We start from the raw sequence: 15,799 nt of genomic DNA, 5'->3' as shown, positions 1-15,799 counted from the left end.
ACTAATAGATGAATAAGCACCTTTTAAACGCAGTCCCGTGAGGCTGAGAAGGGTATCGGTATTCTAGGAGCATTCGTGTATGCTCTTGAGAATAATGATAGTATAATTCCCCTCTCGCTGATCGGCGTGAGGGTTTTTTATGTCAACTATGATGTTATTTCCCTTTCATTCCAAGGGTTTATGATGAAAGAAACGAGGTGAGCGAGATGTCAAAAACGATATTAGATGAACAAGCGATTCGCCGAGCGCTTACTCGAATTGCTCACGAAATTATTGAACGGAATAAAGGCATCTCAGATTGCATCCTTGTCGGAATAAAAACGAGAGGCGTATACATTGCTCGACGTTTAGCTGAGAGGATTGAAGAAATTGAAGGTGAGAAAGTTAGCACTGGAGAAGTTGACATTACTCTCTATAGAGATGATTTAACTCATAAGACGAAAGACAAGCAGCCAGAACTAAAAGGGACGAACATAAGTAATCTGGTTACCGATAAAAAAGTGATCCTTATAGATGATGTCCTTTACACGGGAAGGACTGTCCGTGCCGCCTTGGACGCGATCATGGATCTGGGGAGACCTTCACAAATACAGCTAGCTGTATTAATTGATCGTGGGCATCGTGAACTACCGATTCGTCCAGATTTTATTGGTAAAAATGTTCCTACATCGAAAAATGAAGTAGTCGAAGCTAAATTGATAGAAGTAGATGGAGAAGAAGAAGTAATCATCACACAAAAAACCTCCCTTTAACCCAGTCCGGAGAGGCTGAAAAGGGGTATATTCTTCCTCTGTAACTAGAGGCGCTTTAGTGCCTGTTTGTTAGAGAGACGAATAACCTCTTTCGCCTAGAAAGAGGTTTTTTGTATAACTAGTTAGATACAGCAGGGGGAATAATATAATGAAACAAACAACAGTTGGAATTCAGGAAATACCAAGATTAGATAAGTGGATTGTGTTAAGTATTCAGCATTTATTTGCGATGTTTGGGGCAACGATTTTAGTCCCGATGCTTACCGAATTAAGTCCAGCAGTTGCGCTCGTTTCTAGTGGGCTAGGGACGCTTGCTTACATCATTGTTACAAAGGGAAAGATTCCAGCTTACTTAGGTTCTTCCTTTGCGTTTATTATGCCTATCATTGCTGCGATTACAATCGGTGGTCCTGAAGGTGCAATGATAGGAAGTTTCTTTGCCGGCCTACTTTACGGTGTAGTTGCAGTATTTATTAAATTAACGGGAGTTCAATGGCTAATGAAGTTGTTACCACCGATCGTTGTCGGACCAGTAATCATGGTAATTGGACTCGGGTTAGCTGGTGTAGCGATTGAGATGGCTATGATTGATCCAGCAACGGAGGTTTACAGTGGACTCCATCTATCTGTAGCTATGTTTACCCTTGTGTTAACGATTATTGCTTCGATATTTTTTAGAGGGTTCTTTGGTCTTATTCCAATCTTAATAGGGATAGTCGGAGGGTATAGTTTTGCTGCTGTTCGCGGACTTGTTGATTTTGCACCGGTTGCAGAAGCTAAGTGGCTGCAATCACCAGAGTTTCTTGTCCCATATGTGACGTATACACCAAATTTTTCCTGGGAAATATTCTTTATTCTCGTTCCAATAGCTTTCGTGACACTATCAGAACACATTGGCGATCAAATGGTTTTAAGTAAAGTAGCGGAGAAAAACTTCATAAAAAAACCAGGATTGCATCGTTCATTGTTTGGTGACGGTTTGGCGACTGTTATAAGCTCGCTTATAGGTGGCCCACCAAATACAACATACGGAGAAAATATTGGTGTCGTTGCACTTACTAGAGTCTTTAGTGTGTTTGTTATCGGTGGAGCAGCAACATTAGCAATCATGTTTGGTTTTATTGGTAAGGTTTCTGCGTTAATTTTGACGATTCCTAGTGCCGTTATGGGTGGGGTATCGATCCTCTTATTTGGGATTATTGCATCAAATGGATTAAGAATGTTAATTGATAACCAAGTAGATATTGGTAAAAAGCGTAATCTTATTATCTCTTCCGTTATCCTTGTAATTGGGATAGGTGGGGCATTTATACAAGTGACAGATGAGGTTCAAATTGCCGGAATGGCACTGGCTACTATGATTGGAATCGGATTAAATTTGATTTTACCTGACCGAGATAGGGTGAAAACGAGCGAAGAAATGTTTTATGATATGAGTTCTAAGAAGGAAGATGAACAACTAACATAGCAACATCCTTTAAGGAAGTCCTGAGAGACTTCAAAGGGTGGTTTCTGATTGGAGAGAAGCGTTCTCTTCTCCTTTCGAGCACCCTAGACTTTTCAAGGGTGCTCTTTTTTGTAAAAAATAATTTTACAAAAACCACCCTCATCCACTTTTTGAAGGAGAGGATTAAATGAGACAGCTCAGAACGTTAAATGATTTAAGTTTGACAGAGATTCAAGCATTGTTATCAGAAGCGGACAAAGACACGAAAATCCCAGCTAAGAAGATGGCAGGGGAACCGATAGTTGCAAACCTGTTCTTTGAGCCGAGTACGCGAACGAAATGTAGTTTTGAAATGGCTGAAAAACAGTTAGGGATAGAAACGATCTCATTTGATGTCACTCATTCTAGTGTACTAAAAGGGGAATCGCTTTATGATACAGCGAAGACTCTCGAGGCGATTGGATGTCAGGCACTGATTATTCGTCATCCTGAAACGAAATATTATCAACAATTAAGCGGATTAACGATTCCAATTATTAATGCTGGAGATGGGAATGGTGATCACCCTACACAATCATTGCTTGATTTATTAACAATAAAACAAGAATTTAAACATTTTGATTCGTTGCATGTTGTCATATGCGGGGATATTCTTCATAGTCGAGTGGCGCATACAAATGCTAAAATATTAGAAAAACTAGGAGCTAAGGTGTCTTATTCCGGTCCTTTGGAATGGATGGATCCTGACCTTCAAGAAGATCAATATGTGACGATGGATGAAGCAGTTGACCAAGCAGATGTGCTAATGTTATTAAGAATCCAAACAGAACGGCATGACGGTGACGGTGGGTATACGAAAGAAACATACCATCATCAATATGGATTAACAGTTGAGCGTGAAAAAAGAATGAAAGCGAATAGTATAATTATGCATCCAGCACCTGTTAATCGAGATGTTGAGTTAGCGGACCCATTAGTTGAATGCGATCGTTCACGAATTTTTAAACAAATGAAAAATGGGGTACATGTAAGAAAAGCTGTTTTGACTCACATCTTAAATCTTAAGGGGGAAAAGAAATATGATCACGTTATTTAAAAACGCTAGCATATACCAAGAACAAAATCAATTACAGGTGACAGATCTTCTCGTAGATGAAGAAAAAGGAACGATCTTAGAAATATCACCTGTATCTTTAAATGAAGCGAAAGCAGATAAAGTCATCGATTTGAACGAGCAACTTGTTATTCCTGGTATGGTTGATTTACATATACACCTTCGAGAACCAGGTGGAGAGAAAAAAGAAACGATTGAAACGGGGACATTAGCAGCGGCTAGAGGCGGATTCACGACTGTTGCGGCGATGCCGAATACAAGACCTGTTCCTGATTCAGTCGAGACCTTCACTGCTATTAATCAACAAATGATCGAGAAAGGACATATTCGCGTGCTTCCGTATGCCGCAATTACAGAACGTCAATTAGGTAAAACAATCACAAATATGGCTGACTTAGTTGAGCATGGTGCATTTGCTTTCACAGATGATGGCGTTGGTGTTCAAGAAGCAGGAAAAATGTATGAAGCAATGAAACAAGCAGTTTTAGTTGGTAAACCAGTTGTTGCACATTGTGAAGATAACTCGCTTTTATATGGCGGTGCAGTTCACGAAGGTGAATTTTCAGAGCGAATGAAAATTCCAGGAATTCTATCCGTAACCGAATCTGTTCATATTGCGAGGGACGTTTTGTTAGCTGAAGCTACTGGTGCCCATTATCATGTTTGCCATGTAAGCACGAAAGAGTCAGTTAGGGTGATCCGGGATGCGAAGAGGGCTGGTATTCATGTAACTGCAGAAGTGACTCCGCATCATTTAATATTATCGGAAAAGGCCATTCCTGCTGATGATGCGAATTATAAAATGAATCCACCGCTTCGAAGTGAAGAAGATCGTCAAGCACTCATTGAAGGGCTTTTAGATGGCACATTGGATTTCATCGCAACAGATCATGCTCCTCATACAGTTGAGGAGAAAAAACTTCCGATGGTTGAAGCACCATTTGGAATAGTAGGCTTAGAAATTGCCTACCCGTTACTTTATACAAAGCTAGTTAAAGAAGGTGTCATCACAGAAAAAGATTTAATAGATTGGTTGACAGTAAAACCAGCTCAAGCATTTAATCTACCATATGGAGAATTAAAAACAGGGGGATCAGCTGATTTTGCGATAATTGATCGTTCAAAATTGGCAGAAGTAGATCCAACGACTTTTTACTCAAAAGGAAAAAACACGCCATTTGCTGGAGTGCAGTTACAGGCTTGGCCAACGATGACAATATATCAAGGAACAGTAGTATGGCAAGAAACAAAAGAGGAGGCAACGAAATGAAACGACAACTTATTCTAGAAAATGGTGAAAGATTAATTGGTGAAGCAATTGGTAGTAATGAGGAACGAGCGGGCGAGGTTGTTTTTAATACAGGTATGACTGGTTATCAGGAAATTCTCTCGGATCCTTCCTACTGCGGACAGATTGTCACGATGACATACCCGCTTATCGGAAACTACGGAATCAATCGGGATGATTTTGAAAGTGTTGATCCTAGTATTCACGGGTTAATTGTTAGAGAAGCTAGTGAATATCCAAGCCACTTTCGCTCGCAACTTACTATAAATGACTGGTTAAAAAAAGAAAACATACCAGGTATTCAAGGTATTGATACTAGGAAATTAACAAGATTGATCCGAGAAACTGGTACATTAAAGGGACGTATATGCGCAATCGATGCTGATGTAGATACAGTTGTAAATGAGTTAAGAGCTACACCAACTCCAACAGATCAAGTTTCTAGGGTATCGACGAAAAATCGGTATATGAATCCAGGGATGAAAGAAAGAATCGTGTTAATAGACTATGGAGCGAAAAAGGGAATTGTGAAAGACCTTGTTGCAGAGGGATATGAAGTGGTCGTTGTCCCTTATTCGCTAACAGCTGATGAAATCATGGCCTTGCAGCCTGATGGTGTCGTTTTAAGTAATGGTCCCGGGAATCCAACAAGTATTCCAGAGTCAGTAGAAACGGTAAAAGGCTTACTAGGTAAAACACCGATATTTGGCATTTGCTTAGGTCATCAATTACTTGCGTTGGCCTGTGGAGCAAAAACTACAAAGATGAAGTTTGGACATCGTGGCAGTAATCACCCAGTGAAAGATTTGCAAACTGGATATATTTCGATTACATCACAAAACCACGGGTACACAGTTGATGAAGCGTCTCTTGAGGCAACGCCGCTTGAAATTACACATATCAATGTGAACGATCAATCAGTTGAAGGTGTGAAACATATTGAATATCCTGCATTCAGTGTGCAGTATCATCCAGAGGCATCACCAGGACCAGAGGATGCTAAAGGATTATTCCGAGAATTTAAAGCGATCGTACAGAATCAACTAGAATTAACAGGAGGGAAAACACATGCCTAAACGTAATGATATCAAAAGAATTCTTGTTATAGGTTCAGGTCCGATTATCATTGGACAAGCTGCAGAATTTGATTATGCAGGCACGCAAGCATGTCAAACGTTAAGAGAAGAAGGATATGAAGTTGTTTTAGTAAATTCAAATCCTGCGACGATCATGACTGATGAAACGACAGCTGATCGTGTTTATATTGAGCCACTGACGTTAGAATTTGTTAGCCGGATAATTCGTCAAGAGTGTCCCGATGGGGTTCTAGCAACATTAGGTGGACAGACGGGTTTAAATTTAGCAGTAGAACTTTCCGAGAGTGGAATTCTCGATGAATATAATGTTGAGCTTTTAGGAACAACCTTAGATGCAATTCAAAACGCTGAAGACCGGGAGAAATTTCGAAACTTAATGAATCAACTAAACGAACCGGTTCCTGAGAGTGATATTATTCATTCAATGGAAGAAGCGGAAGCATTTGTCGCTCGAATTGGCTATCCGATTATTGTTAGACCAGCTTATACACTTGGAGGCACGGGTGGCGGAATCGTTGATAATGATAAAGAACTGAAAGAGATCGTCGCTGGCGGCCTAGATGCAAGTCCGGTTCACCAATGTCTGATTGAGAAAAGTATCGCTGGATTTAAAGAGGTTGAGTATGAAGTCATGCGTGATGCTAATGATCAGGCAATTGTCGTTTGTAACATGGAGAATGTCGATCCAGTTGGTATTCATACAGGAGATTCTATTGTTGTCGCTCCAAGCCAAACGTTATCAGATCGTGAGTATCAAATTTTAAGAAACTCTTCATTGAAAATTATTCGTGCGTTAGGAATTGAAGGAGGGTGCAACGTTCAATGTGCACTTGATCCTCACAGCGAGCAATACTTTATCATTGAAGTTAACCCTCGAGTGAGTCGTTCATCAGCACTTGCTTCAAAGGCGACTGGTTATCCGATTGCGAAATTATCTGCAAAGATCGCCGTTGGGTATCATCTAGATGAATGTATTAACCCGATAACGAAAACGACGTATGCAAGCTTTGAACCGGCGTTGGATTATATCGTTACAAAGATTCCACGATGGCCGTTTGATAAGTTTGATGCTGCTAATCGTACTTTAGGGACGCAAATGAAAGCAACTGGTGAAGTGATGGCTATCGGAAGAAGTTTTCCTGAATCTTTATTAAAAGCGATTCGCTCTACGGAAGTAGATTTAACACACCTTCAGCATTCGAAAAAAACAGGGTTCCAAAGAGAAGATTTAGAAGAGAGGATTTCGCATGCTGATGATGAACGTATTCTTTATGTAGCAGAAGCTTTTCGTATTGGGATGTCACTAGAAGAGATTCATGAGCTAACAAAAATTGACCGATATTTCTTGTACCATATTGAGAAAGTTATTCTATTTGAAAAGGAAATAAGTCAGAGAGGTTTAGAGCACGATACCATTTACCGTGCGAAACAACTTGGTTTTTCAAATGGTACGTTAGCCGATCTTTGTAAGGTTTCGGTAGAAAAAGTAGAGGAATACTTACAACGAGAACAGATTACCCCTGTCTTTAAAATGGTCGACACTTGTGCAGCCGAGTTTGCGTCAGAAACACCATATTATTATGGAACTTATGAAGAAGAGCAAGAGTCTATCGTCACAACAAAACCATCGATTCTTGTTTTAGGCTCAGGACCGATCCGAATTGGGCAAGGAATTGAATTCGACTATGCGACTGTTCATACTGTAAAGGCGATTCAAGAGTCAGGTTATGAAGCAATTATCATCAATAATAATCCTGAAACAGTTTCTACCGATTATGAAATCTCGGATAAATTATATTTTGAGCCTTTAACAATTGAAGATGTCATGCACGTCGTCAATCATGAAAAACCTGAAGGTGTTATTGTTCAATTTGGCGGACAGACAGCCTTGAATTTAGCAGAAGAGTTAGTTGATCGTGGTGTCAAGTTACTAGGTACGAGCCTCGAAGAAATGGATGCTGCTGAAAATCGTGATAAGTTTGAGCAAAAGCTATTAGAACTTGATATTCGCCAACCATTAGGTAAAACTGCTACATCAGTAGACGAGGCGTTAGTTATTGCTGAAAGAATTGGATATCCTGTCCTTGTTCGTCCTTCATATGTATTAGGTGGACGCGCAATGGAAATTACGTACAATAAGAGTGACTTGCTTCGATATATGGAGCGAGCAGTGAAAGTAAATGAAAAGCATCCTGTGTTAATAGACCGTTATTTAACAGGAAAAGAAATAGAAGTAGATGCGATTTCGGATGGAGAAACAGTTGTTATCCCTGGTGTGATGGAGCACATTGAACGAGCAGGTGTTCACTCAGGTGACTCGATTGCTGTTTATCCAACACAAAACATTTCTGAAGATTTGAAAAAACAAATCATTGATTATACGATCCGTTTGGCGAAAGGTTTTCATATCAAAGGCCTAATGAATATTCAATTCGTCATTCATAAAGAAGAGGTATATGTATTAGAAGTAAATCCTAGATCAAGTAGAACCGTACCATTTTTAAGTAAAATCACGCATGTTAATATGGCTAACCTTGCCACGAAAGCGATCTTGGGTGAGTCTTTAGAGAAGCTAGGGTATCAAACAGGATGTTTACCTGAACCAGATCTCGTATCTGTGAAAGTACCCGTATTTTCTTTTGCGAAACTAAGAAGTGTGGATATCACATTAGGACCAGAAATGAAATCAACTGGAGAGGTGATGGGAAAAGACTACTCGTTGGAAAAGGCTCTCTATAAAGGCTTGATTGCATCTGGAATGAAAATTCCTACTCATGGATCTGTATTGTTCACCCTCGCTGATAAAGACAAAGAAGAAGCGATGGTGCTTGCACGACGCTTCCATCAAATTGGTTATCATTTAATGGCGACGGAAGGAACTGCTCAACGAATTAGTGAAGAAGGCATTCCGTGCACAGTTATTTCTAAAATCGGTGGAGAATCACCCGACATGCTCGATGTGATCAAAGAAGGAAAGGCACAGTTTATTGTCAATACATTAACGAAGGGGAAGCGACCAGCTCGTGACGGATTCCGCATCCGTAGAGAAGCAGTAGAGCACGGGATTGTTTGTCTTACTTCAATGGATACGGCATCGGCATTATTAAAAGTGTTGGAACTATTCACATTTTCAGCTGAACCGATGGGACACGTAAGAAAAGAAAAGAAGGAAGTGTTGGTATGATCGTTGAGGAACTCAAGATCACGGACCATAGACAGCTTAGCAAAGGAATTTATCAGATGAAGCTGTCTGGTGAATCGGTGACGGAAATGACGATTCCAGGCCAATTTGTTCATTTGAAAGTGGCTACTGGAATCGAACCGCTTTTACGTCGGCCGATTAGTATTTGCGATGTTGATTTACCAGCTAAAGAGTTGACGATTATTTACCGTGTTGAAGGAAAAGGCACGAAAGTATTATCTGAACGAAACGTGAATGAAACGATTAATGTGTTAGGACCATTAGGACATGGCTTTCCAATGGAGGAACTTGTTGAAGGGGATACTGCTCTGCTAGTTGGTGGCGGAGTAGGTGTTCCTCCTCTATATTATTTAGCAAAACAGTTAGTTAAAAAAGGAATCCTTTTAAAAGTAATTCTTGGTTTTCGATCGGCGGAGGATATTTTTTTGGAGGAAGAGTTCAAAAAAATAGCTGATGTAATGATTTCAACCGAAGATGGATCTAAGGGGACTGAAGGATTTGTAACAGACGCAATGACACAATTGCAAGCACCATATAAAAGATATTTCACATGTGGACCAACACCGATGCTTCGTGCTGTTCAGAATGCAGCTAATTCAGAAGGGTTCGTTTCATTGGAAGAACGAATGGGGTGTGGGATTGGTGCATGCCTCGCTTGTGTCTGTGATGTTGCTGAGGGTTATAAGGGTGAAGACTCGAGAAATTATCGAAAAGCATGTAGTGATGGACCGGTCTTTCGAGCAGGGGAGGTAATGATATGATGAACTTACGAGTTGAATTGCCTGGATTATCGATGAAAAATCCTGTGATGCCTGCTTCAGGTTGTTTCGGATTCGGTCAAGAGTTTGCGAGATTTTATGATTTAAACCAATTAGGTGCAATTACAGTGAAAGCTGTGACAACAGAGCAACGTGCTGGCAATGCCACTCCGAGAGTGGCAGAAGTCGAGGGTGGAATGCTGAACGCGATTGGATTACAGAACCCTGGTCTGGATCACGTTACGAAGCATGAACTTCCTTGGCTTGAAAAATATGATATCCCTATCGTTGTCAACGTCGCTGGAAACGTCATTGAAGATTACGTTCATGTTTCAAAGAACCTATCAAAAATCAACAATGTGTCTGCAATTGAATTGAATGTTTCTTGTCCAAATGTGAAGATTGGAGGTATTCAATTCGGTAGTGACCCTGATGTTGCGGCAGAGTTAACAAGAAAAGTCAAAGAAGTTGCAACAGTTCCTGTCTATGTGAAACTATCGCCAAATGTCTCTAACATAGCTGATATGGCAAAGGCAGTAGAGAAAGCAGGCGCAGATGGCTTGAGCATGATCAATACATTGGTAGGTATGAAAATTGATATAAAGACCGGAAAACCGGTGATTGCAAATAAAACAGGAGGGTTATCAGGTCCAGCGATAAAACCTGTAGCGATCCGTATGATTCATGAAGTCAGCCAAGTGGTTGACATTCCAATTATTGGGATGGGTGGGATTCATACGGCCGATGATATATTAGAATTCTTAATGGCGGGAGCAAGTGCAGTAGCTATTGGAACAGCAAACTTTGTTGACCCATTTGCTTGTCCAAATTTAGTTCGTGATTTGGAAGCAAGGATGAACGAGTTAGAGATCGAAGACGTGAATGACATAATTGGAAGGAGTTGGGGAAAATGCAAGGAAGGCCTCTCATCGTCGCGTTAGATTTTGAAACAAAGCAAGAAGTCACCTCCTTTTTGACCCGGTTTCCTAACGAAAATCTTTTTTTAAAAGTCGGAATGGAACTATTCTACCGAGAAGGCCCAAGACTTATCTATGAGCTTAAAGAGCAAGGACATCAACTGTTCTTAGATTTAAAACTCCATGATATCCCTACGACGGTGAAACGAGCGATGAGTCAGTTAGCGAAGCTTGAAGTTGATTTAGTCAACGTTCATGCATTAGGTGGAGTGAATATGATGATAGCTGCAAAAGAGGGGCTTGAAGCAGGCACTAACATGGGGAAAGTAGCTCCTCCTTGTATAGCGGTGACGCAATTAACGAGTACGACCCCTGAGATGCTGCTTCATGAGTTGGATGTGCAAACAAAACTAGATAAACACGTGATTCATTTATGCGATCAGGTTAGCAAAGCTGAACTTGCAGGGGTTGTATGTTCTGCATTGGAAGTGCCAGTAATTCAAGAAAAATTTTCATCGTCTTTTTTAACGATAACGCCTGGAATTCGTCGCCAAGAGGATTCGACAGATGATCAGGCGCGTGTTGTTACCCCGACAAAAGCGAAACTACTAGGTAGCACAGGCATTGTCGTAGGAAGAGGTATTACTAGAGCAAAAGATCCTGTAACAGCTTATTATCATTATTTACAAGAATGGGGGAAATGAACATGCGAGAAAAACAAGTCGCGGACCTATTATTATCTATTAAGGCGGTGACATTGAGACCTGATAATCCATTTACATGGAGTTCGGGGATAAAATCACCAATCTACTGTGATAACCGTTTAATTATGTCATTTCCAGAACAACGGAGACGAGTTATTGATTATTTTGTATCTTACATACAAGAGCATTTTCCTGATGTTGAGGTGTTAGCAGGAACAGCAACAGCAGGGATTCCTCATGCAGCATGGATTGCTGATCGAATGGATTTACCAATGATCTATGTCAGGTCATCGTCAAAAGGTCATGGCAAGCAAAACAAAATTGAAGGCATGTTAGAAACAGGCAAAAAAGTATTGGTAATTGAAGATCTCATTTCAACTGGAGGTTCTTCAATCGAAGCGGCAAAAGCGGTTGAAGCCTCAGGAGGAAAGGTTATCGGGGTTTGTTCTATCTTTACCTACGAATTACCTTCAGCAAAAGAAGCGGAACATTCCGTAGGGTATCCATTAAAGTCATTAACGACTTATTCTATCCTCTTAAATATGGCAGCTGACCAAGGTATTATTAACGAAAGTGATGTGGAGATTTTGCAAGACTGGTCAAAGGATCCGGAAGGATGGCTTGGCTAAACGAAAATAAAAAGAGACCATTTGAGACCATTCAATCATAATCGCGTAGGAAAAAGTTAAGGAAGAGTCACTCCCTTACTTTTTTCTTTTTTTATATGTAGAGTCAATTTCATAATGCATTTTCTGAATAAAGTCAGAAGCGCAGAATATCAAAAGTACTCTTTTAAAAAATCGTCACTTTAAAAGCTAGTGTTGATAGTTGAAAACTTGCTCGCTTGCCGCAGGCAATGCTTCAGCTAATCGGGGGGAACCGCCCCGATGGATCTTCAGCTATTGCTTTTCCTGCAGGCGTCTCACAGATTTTCAACATCAACGATCAAAAATTTTGTATACCTTTAAGCAGCTTTCTGTTCTTGGCTTCTCTTTGTTTTCAGTCGTAATCCTGCGAGTTTCATGGCATTGTAAACAAGTGTAGTAAAGTCAAAATGAACTTTCGCTCTTTCTCCTGTTCGGTATCGTATATTGTTTAGTTGAAATTGTTCTTTTAGATACGCAATCACTCGTTCAGAGGAACTTCGTTCTTTATAGATCGTCTTCCATGATTCAGTACCTCTTGCTGGAGCACTATATTTCCGCAAGTCTGTATCCATTTTTATCTTAAAGACCTTTTGACATAGCGAGTCATGAGCGAGTGGACACTCTCCACATTCTTTTGGTTGGGTAAATTTTAATGTTTGGTACTTCTTATCAAAGCTGTCATATCGGTAAGAATGTTCTCTCACACAGGTTGGGGCAAAGTGTTTATCAAAGCCAAGTGGCTCCGGTTCATTCCGCTTATTATAAGCTATAATCGAATAGCCTTTCATCCGATGAACCTGTTCATAGATAGCTGGATAATCATAGCCAGCATCCATCGTCACGTGTTTCATCTGAAAATGAGGAAAATGCGTTTGAATGCCCTTTAATAACGGAATCGCAGCTTTACCATCATTTAAGTTACCGCTAGACATGAGAGATTCGAGAATAAATTGACTCTTTGTTTCAACGGCGATATGACCCTTGAAGCCATACCAAAAAACATTTTTACCGTCACTGTTCTTTTTGATGCCCCATTCTGGACCGAGAGGGATCTCATCTTCAAGGTTGTCAAAAGGTATGTCCAATTGATCTTCGATTTTCTTTTTATAAACCGGAAGAGAAGCTTCAAATTCTTCTTTTTCTTTGAGCCATGCCGATTGTTCTTCCTTGTTTTTACGGCCGCGTTTTTTCGGCTCGGGTTTCGGTGTATCATCTTTCTTTTCTTTGGAAGGGGCTTTATCTTTCGCTTCGATATGTGTCGCATCAATGGCCACATTGAAGTCCGAAATATACCCATCATCTATAGCTTCATGGACGAGTTGATGGTTGATATCTTTCAGTACAGAAGAAGCTTTAATCTCACTTACCATGCGGGAGTAAGAAGCTTCCGAAGGAATTGCGTCTGCCACACCAAATCCGCAATCTCTTTTAAACTGAATGTCATCTTTCAGGCGTTTAACTAAGAGTTTTACTTCACTAATTCTTTCCACATAACGAATGATCAACGATTGGATCATCGCTGGATAATTCAGCTTTACAGGGCGACCCAAACGTGATTTTTTGAGCACCATGAGTACAATAGGACCGGTGGTCAGTGTTGAAAATAACTCATCGTAACGTTGGGTAGGTTCTAAATCGTATAAAACATCTATACTTAGTAGGCTCTCTTGTCGTAAAATGGACATAGGAGTCTTCCCTCCAGTCAAATTAGTTTGTTCGCTACTTACTAAATTCGACAGTTGGGGAGGTACTCCTTTTTTTGTTTCTTAAATCTCTTGGGCCACAAGGGCTCTGAATTATGAAATTGACTCATGTAGTGAAAGATTTGACAAATAAAGAGAATTTAATGTACAATTATCTTTAATTCGAGATAATTTCATTTGAGATATTAATTTTAATTACATGTAGAAAGGAAGATCATATTGGAGGTACAACATCAATTGGATGAAGAACTATCTTTGAAGTTATTTGTTGTTTTGTCCCGCGCTTTACAATCCGTGAAGAAACGAGTAGAAGAAGATATAAAAAGCCATCAACTTAATCCAACGGAGTTTGCAGTGTTGGAGTTGATTTATAACAAAGGGGAGCAACCAATACAAAAAATCGGTGAAAAGGTATTGATAGCAAGTAGTAGCATTACGTATGTAGTCGATAAGTTAGAAAAAAAACTTTTGTTAGAAAGAAGACCATGTCCAAAGGATCGACGGATTACTCATGCTGTCATTACAGCAAAAGGATATGAATTAATGACAGAAATTTTTCCGAAACATAAAGAAGCAATTAACGAGATATTTGCCGGTTTGGACGCAAGTGAGAAAGAGTTTATGATTCATCAGTTAAAAAAATTAGGTTATTATGCTCAAGATATGTAAATATTTTTGAGTATTATCTCGATTTAATAATATATTAAATCGTTTTAAATACTTTATAGAATAAGAATAAGATTCAATTTAATAAATAAAACGGGGCAAATGATGCTCTTATTGGAGGAAGTTATCATGAATGAATTAAAAGGTTTGCACCATGTAACAGCAATTACAAGTAGTGCCGAGAAGAACTATGAATTTTTTACTTATGTGTTAGGGATGAGGTTAGTTAAAAAAACAGTCAATCAAGATGATATCCAAACGTATCATTTATTTTTTGCGGATGACAAAGGTAATGCTGGAACAGACATGACTTTTTTTGATTTTCCGGGAATTCCAAAAGGTGTCCATGGAACGAATGAAATATCAAAAACATCCTTCCGTCTACCATCGGATGCTGCATTAGACTATTGGGTTAAGAGATTTGATCGATTAGAAGTTAAGCATTTAGGGATAAAGGAAAGTTTTGGGAAAAAGACACTTTCTTTTGTGGATTTCGATGATCAGCAGTACCAATTGATTTCAGATGAAAAGAATAAAGGCGTCAAGTCAGGAACTCCTTGGCAAGATGGTCCGGTTCCATTAGAATATGCAATTACCGGATTAGGACCAATATTCATTAGAATAGCAGAATTTAATAATCTCAAACAAGTATTAGAAGATGTGTTATTATTTAGAGAGATATCTCAAGAGGGATCTTTTCACTTATTTGAATTAGGTGAAGGTGGAAATGGTGCACAAGTTATCGTAGAGCATAATGTCGTTCTACCACCAGCGCAGCAAGGTTTCGGTACAGTTCATCACACAGCATTTCGAATAAATGATCGTGCTGAATTAGATGCTTGGGATAATCGTTTGCGAGGATTTGGAATGAACACTTCCGGCTTTGTTGATCGTTTCTTCTTTAAATCTCTTTACGCAAGAGTCGCTCCGCAAATTTTATTTGAATTTGCTACTGATGGGCCTGGATTTATGGGAGACGAACCATATGAAACACTTGGAGAAAAGTTATCCTTGCCTCCTTTTTTAGAAGGCCAGCGAGAGCAAATTGAAAAAATGGTACGTCCGATTGATACGGTCAGAAGTACGATAGAATTCAAGAAAGAATAAGCAGGTGTAGAAGAACTAATCACTTTGAAGGGAAATTTAACTCTTCGCAAGTTTACATGAAAAGCTTAAAACGAAGCGCTTGGATTCAAAGCAAGAATCTAAGCGTTTTATTACTTTTTATACTTTAAAAATGTTTGCGACAAGCATAAGCCGAGTTTTTCTAATGGAATTAGCTTCGTAAAAGTAAAGAGGCAATAAACCACGCTTTTTTTTCGTAAATGAAAAACTTCTCTTTTCGTCTCAGTCCATCATTAACATAATAGAAAATTCAAAAAAAGAATATGCAAAAGTCATGGTTTTAAAAGAAAAGAATGTATATCTGTTTGTGGACGTTACTATATCTTCAAATAAGGTTATTTTTAATAATGGTATATCTTCTCGAGAGTCGGCTATGTAT

Annotated in this window: 13 protein-coding genes; 12 read left to right on the top strand and 1 reads right to left on the bottom strand. The window is 39.5% G+C overall.

Annotated elements, in window-relative coordinates; translation table 11 throughout:
* Window positions 1-206 precede the first annotated feature (206 nt).
* The 10 genes from pyrR (at window position 207) to pyrE (ending at window position 11,908) form a co-directional block, all read left to right on the top strand.
* The gene (pyrR, locus tag ACM26V_RS08670) at window positions 207-752 is read left to right on the top strand and encodes a bifunctional pyr operon transcriptional regulator/uracil phosphoribosyltransferase PyrR (RefSeq protein ID WP_416151023.1); all 546 of its coding nucleotides are present in this window, start codon (window positions 207-209) and stop codon (window positions 750-752) included.
* Between the two features lie 148 nt (window positions 753-900).
* Window positions 901-2,220 (top strand): solute carrier family 23 protein, encoded by a 1,320-nt coding sequence (locus ACM26V_RS08665; RefSeq protein WP_416151022.1) that lies wholly within the window; start codon window positions 901-903, stop codon window positions 2,218-2,220.
* A 166-nt stretch (window positions 2,221-2,386) separates the two neighbouring features.
* Window positions 2,387-3,295, top strand: coding sequence for an aspartate carbamoyltransferase catalytic subunit (locus tag ACM26V_RS08660; protein WP_416151021.1), 909 nt, complete (start codon window positions 2,387-2,389; stop codon window positions 3,293-3,295).
* Window positions 3,279-4,583, top strand: coding sequence for a dihydroorotase (locus ACM26V_RS08655; RefSeq protein WP_416151020.1), 1,305 nt, complete (start codon window positions 3,279-3,281; stop codon window positions 4,581-4,583). The genes ACM26V_RS08660 and ACM26V_RS08655 overlap by 17 nt, the downstream gene beginning before the upstream one ends.
* Complete coding sequence (gene carA, locus ACM26V_RS08650) at window positions 4,580-5,677, top strand: glutamine-hydrolyzing carbamoyl-phosphate synthase small subunit (protein ID WP_416151019.1); 1,098 nt, start codon at window positions 4,580-4,582, stop codon at window positions 5,675-5,677. Before ACM26V_RS08655 ends, carA begins: the two co-directional genes overlap by 4 nt.
* A complete protein-coding gene (carB, locus tag ACM26V_RS08645; RefSeq protein WP_416151018.1) occupies window positions 5,670-8,882 on the top strand; it encodes a carbamoyl-phosphate synthase large subunit in 3,213 nt (1,070 codons plus the stop codon). Before carA ends, carB begins: the two co-directional genes overlap by 8 nt.
* Entirely contained in the window at window positions 8,879-9,661 is a 783-nt protein-coding gene (locus ACM26V_RS08640) for a dihydroorotate dehydrogenase electron transfer subunit (protein WP_416151017.1), read from the top strand. Before carB ends, ACM26V_RS08640 begins: the two co-directional genes overlap by 4 nt.
* Window positions 9,658-10,599 carry a dihydroorotate dehydrogenase gene (locus ACM26V_RS08635; RefSeq protein ID WP_416151016.1) on the top strand — a complete coding sequence of 314 codons (942 nt, stop codon included), beginning with the start codon at window positions 9,658-9,660 and terminating at the stop codon, window positions 10,597-10,599. Before ACM26V_RS08640 ends, ACM26V_RS08635 begins: the two co-directional genes overlap by 4 nt.
* The gene (pyrF, locus tag ACM26V_RS08630; RefSeq protein WP_416151015.1) at window positions 10,569-11,279 is read left to right on the top strand and encodes an orotidine-5'-phosphate decarboxylase; all 711 of its coding nucleotides are present in this window, start codon (window positions 10,569-10,571) and stop codon (window positions 11,277-11,279) included. The genes ACM26V_RS08635 and pyrF overlap by 31 nt, the downstream gene beginning before the upstream one ends.
* Before the next feature lie 2 nt (window positions 11,280-11,281).
* Complete coding sequence (gene pyrE / locus ACM26V_RS08625; protein ID WP_416151014.1) at window positions 11,282-11,908, top strand: orotate phosphoribosyltransferase; 627 nt, start codon at window positions 11,282-11,284, stop codon at window positions 11,906-11,908.
* 335 nt (window positions 11,909-12,243) lie between these two features.
* Here the strand turns inward: pyrE and ACM26V_RS08620 are convergent, their stop codons facing one another.
* Complete coding sequence (locus ACM26V_RS08620) at window positions 12,244-13,611, bottom strand: transposase (RefSeq protein WP_416151013.1); 1,368 nt, start codon at window positions 13,609-13,611, stop codon at window positions 12,244-12,246.
* A gap of 237 nt (window positions 13,612-13,848) precedes the next feature.
* Between ACM26V_RS08620 and ACM26V_RS08615 the strand changes: the two genes are divergently transcribed.
* A complete protein-coding gene (locus ACM26V_RS08615; RefSeq protein WP_416151012.1) occupies window positions 13,849-14,298 on the top strand; it encodes a MarR family winged helix-turn-helix transcriptional regulator in 450 nt (149 codons plus the stop codon).
* Window positions 14,299-14,424: 126 nt separating this feature from the next.
* Window positions 14,425-15,402, top strand: a complete 978-nt coding sequence (locus tag ACM26V_RS08610) for a ring-cleaving dioxygenase (RefSeq protein ID WP_416151011.1) — start codon at window positions 14,425-14,427, stop codon at window positions 15,400-15,402.
* Window positions 15,403-15,799 lie beyond the last annotated feature (397 nt).

The sequence above is a fragment of the Salipaludibacillus sp. HK11 genome (genome assembly GCF_047795645.1).
Taxonomy (GTDB): Bacteria; Bacillota; Bacilli; order Bacillales; family Salisediminibacteriaceae; genus Salipaludibacillus.
This window is presented reverse-complemented; position numbering and strand designations above follow the sequence as displayed.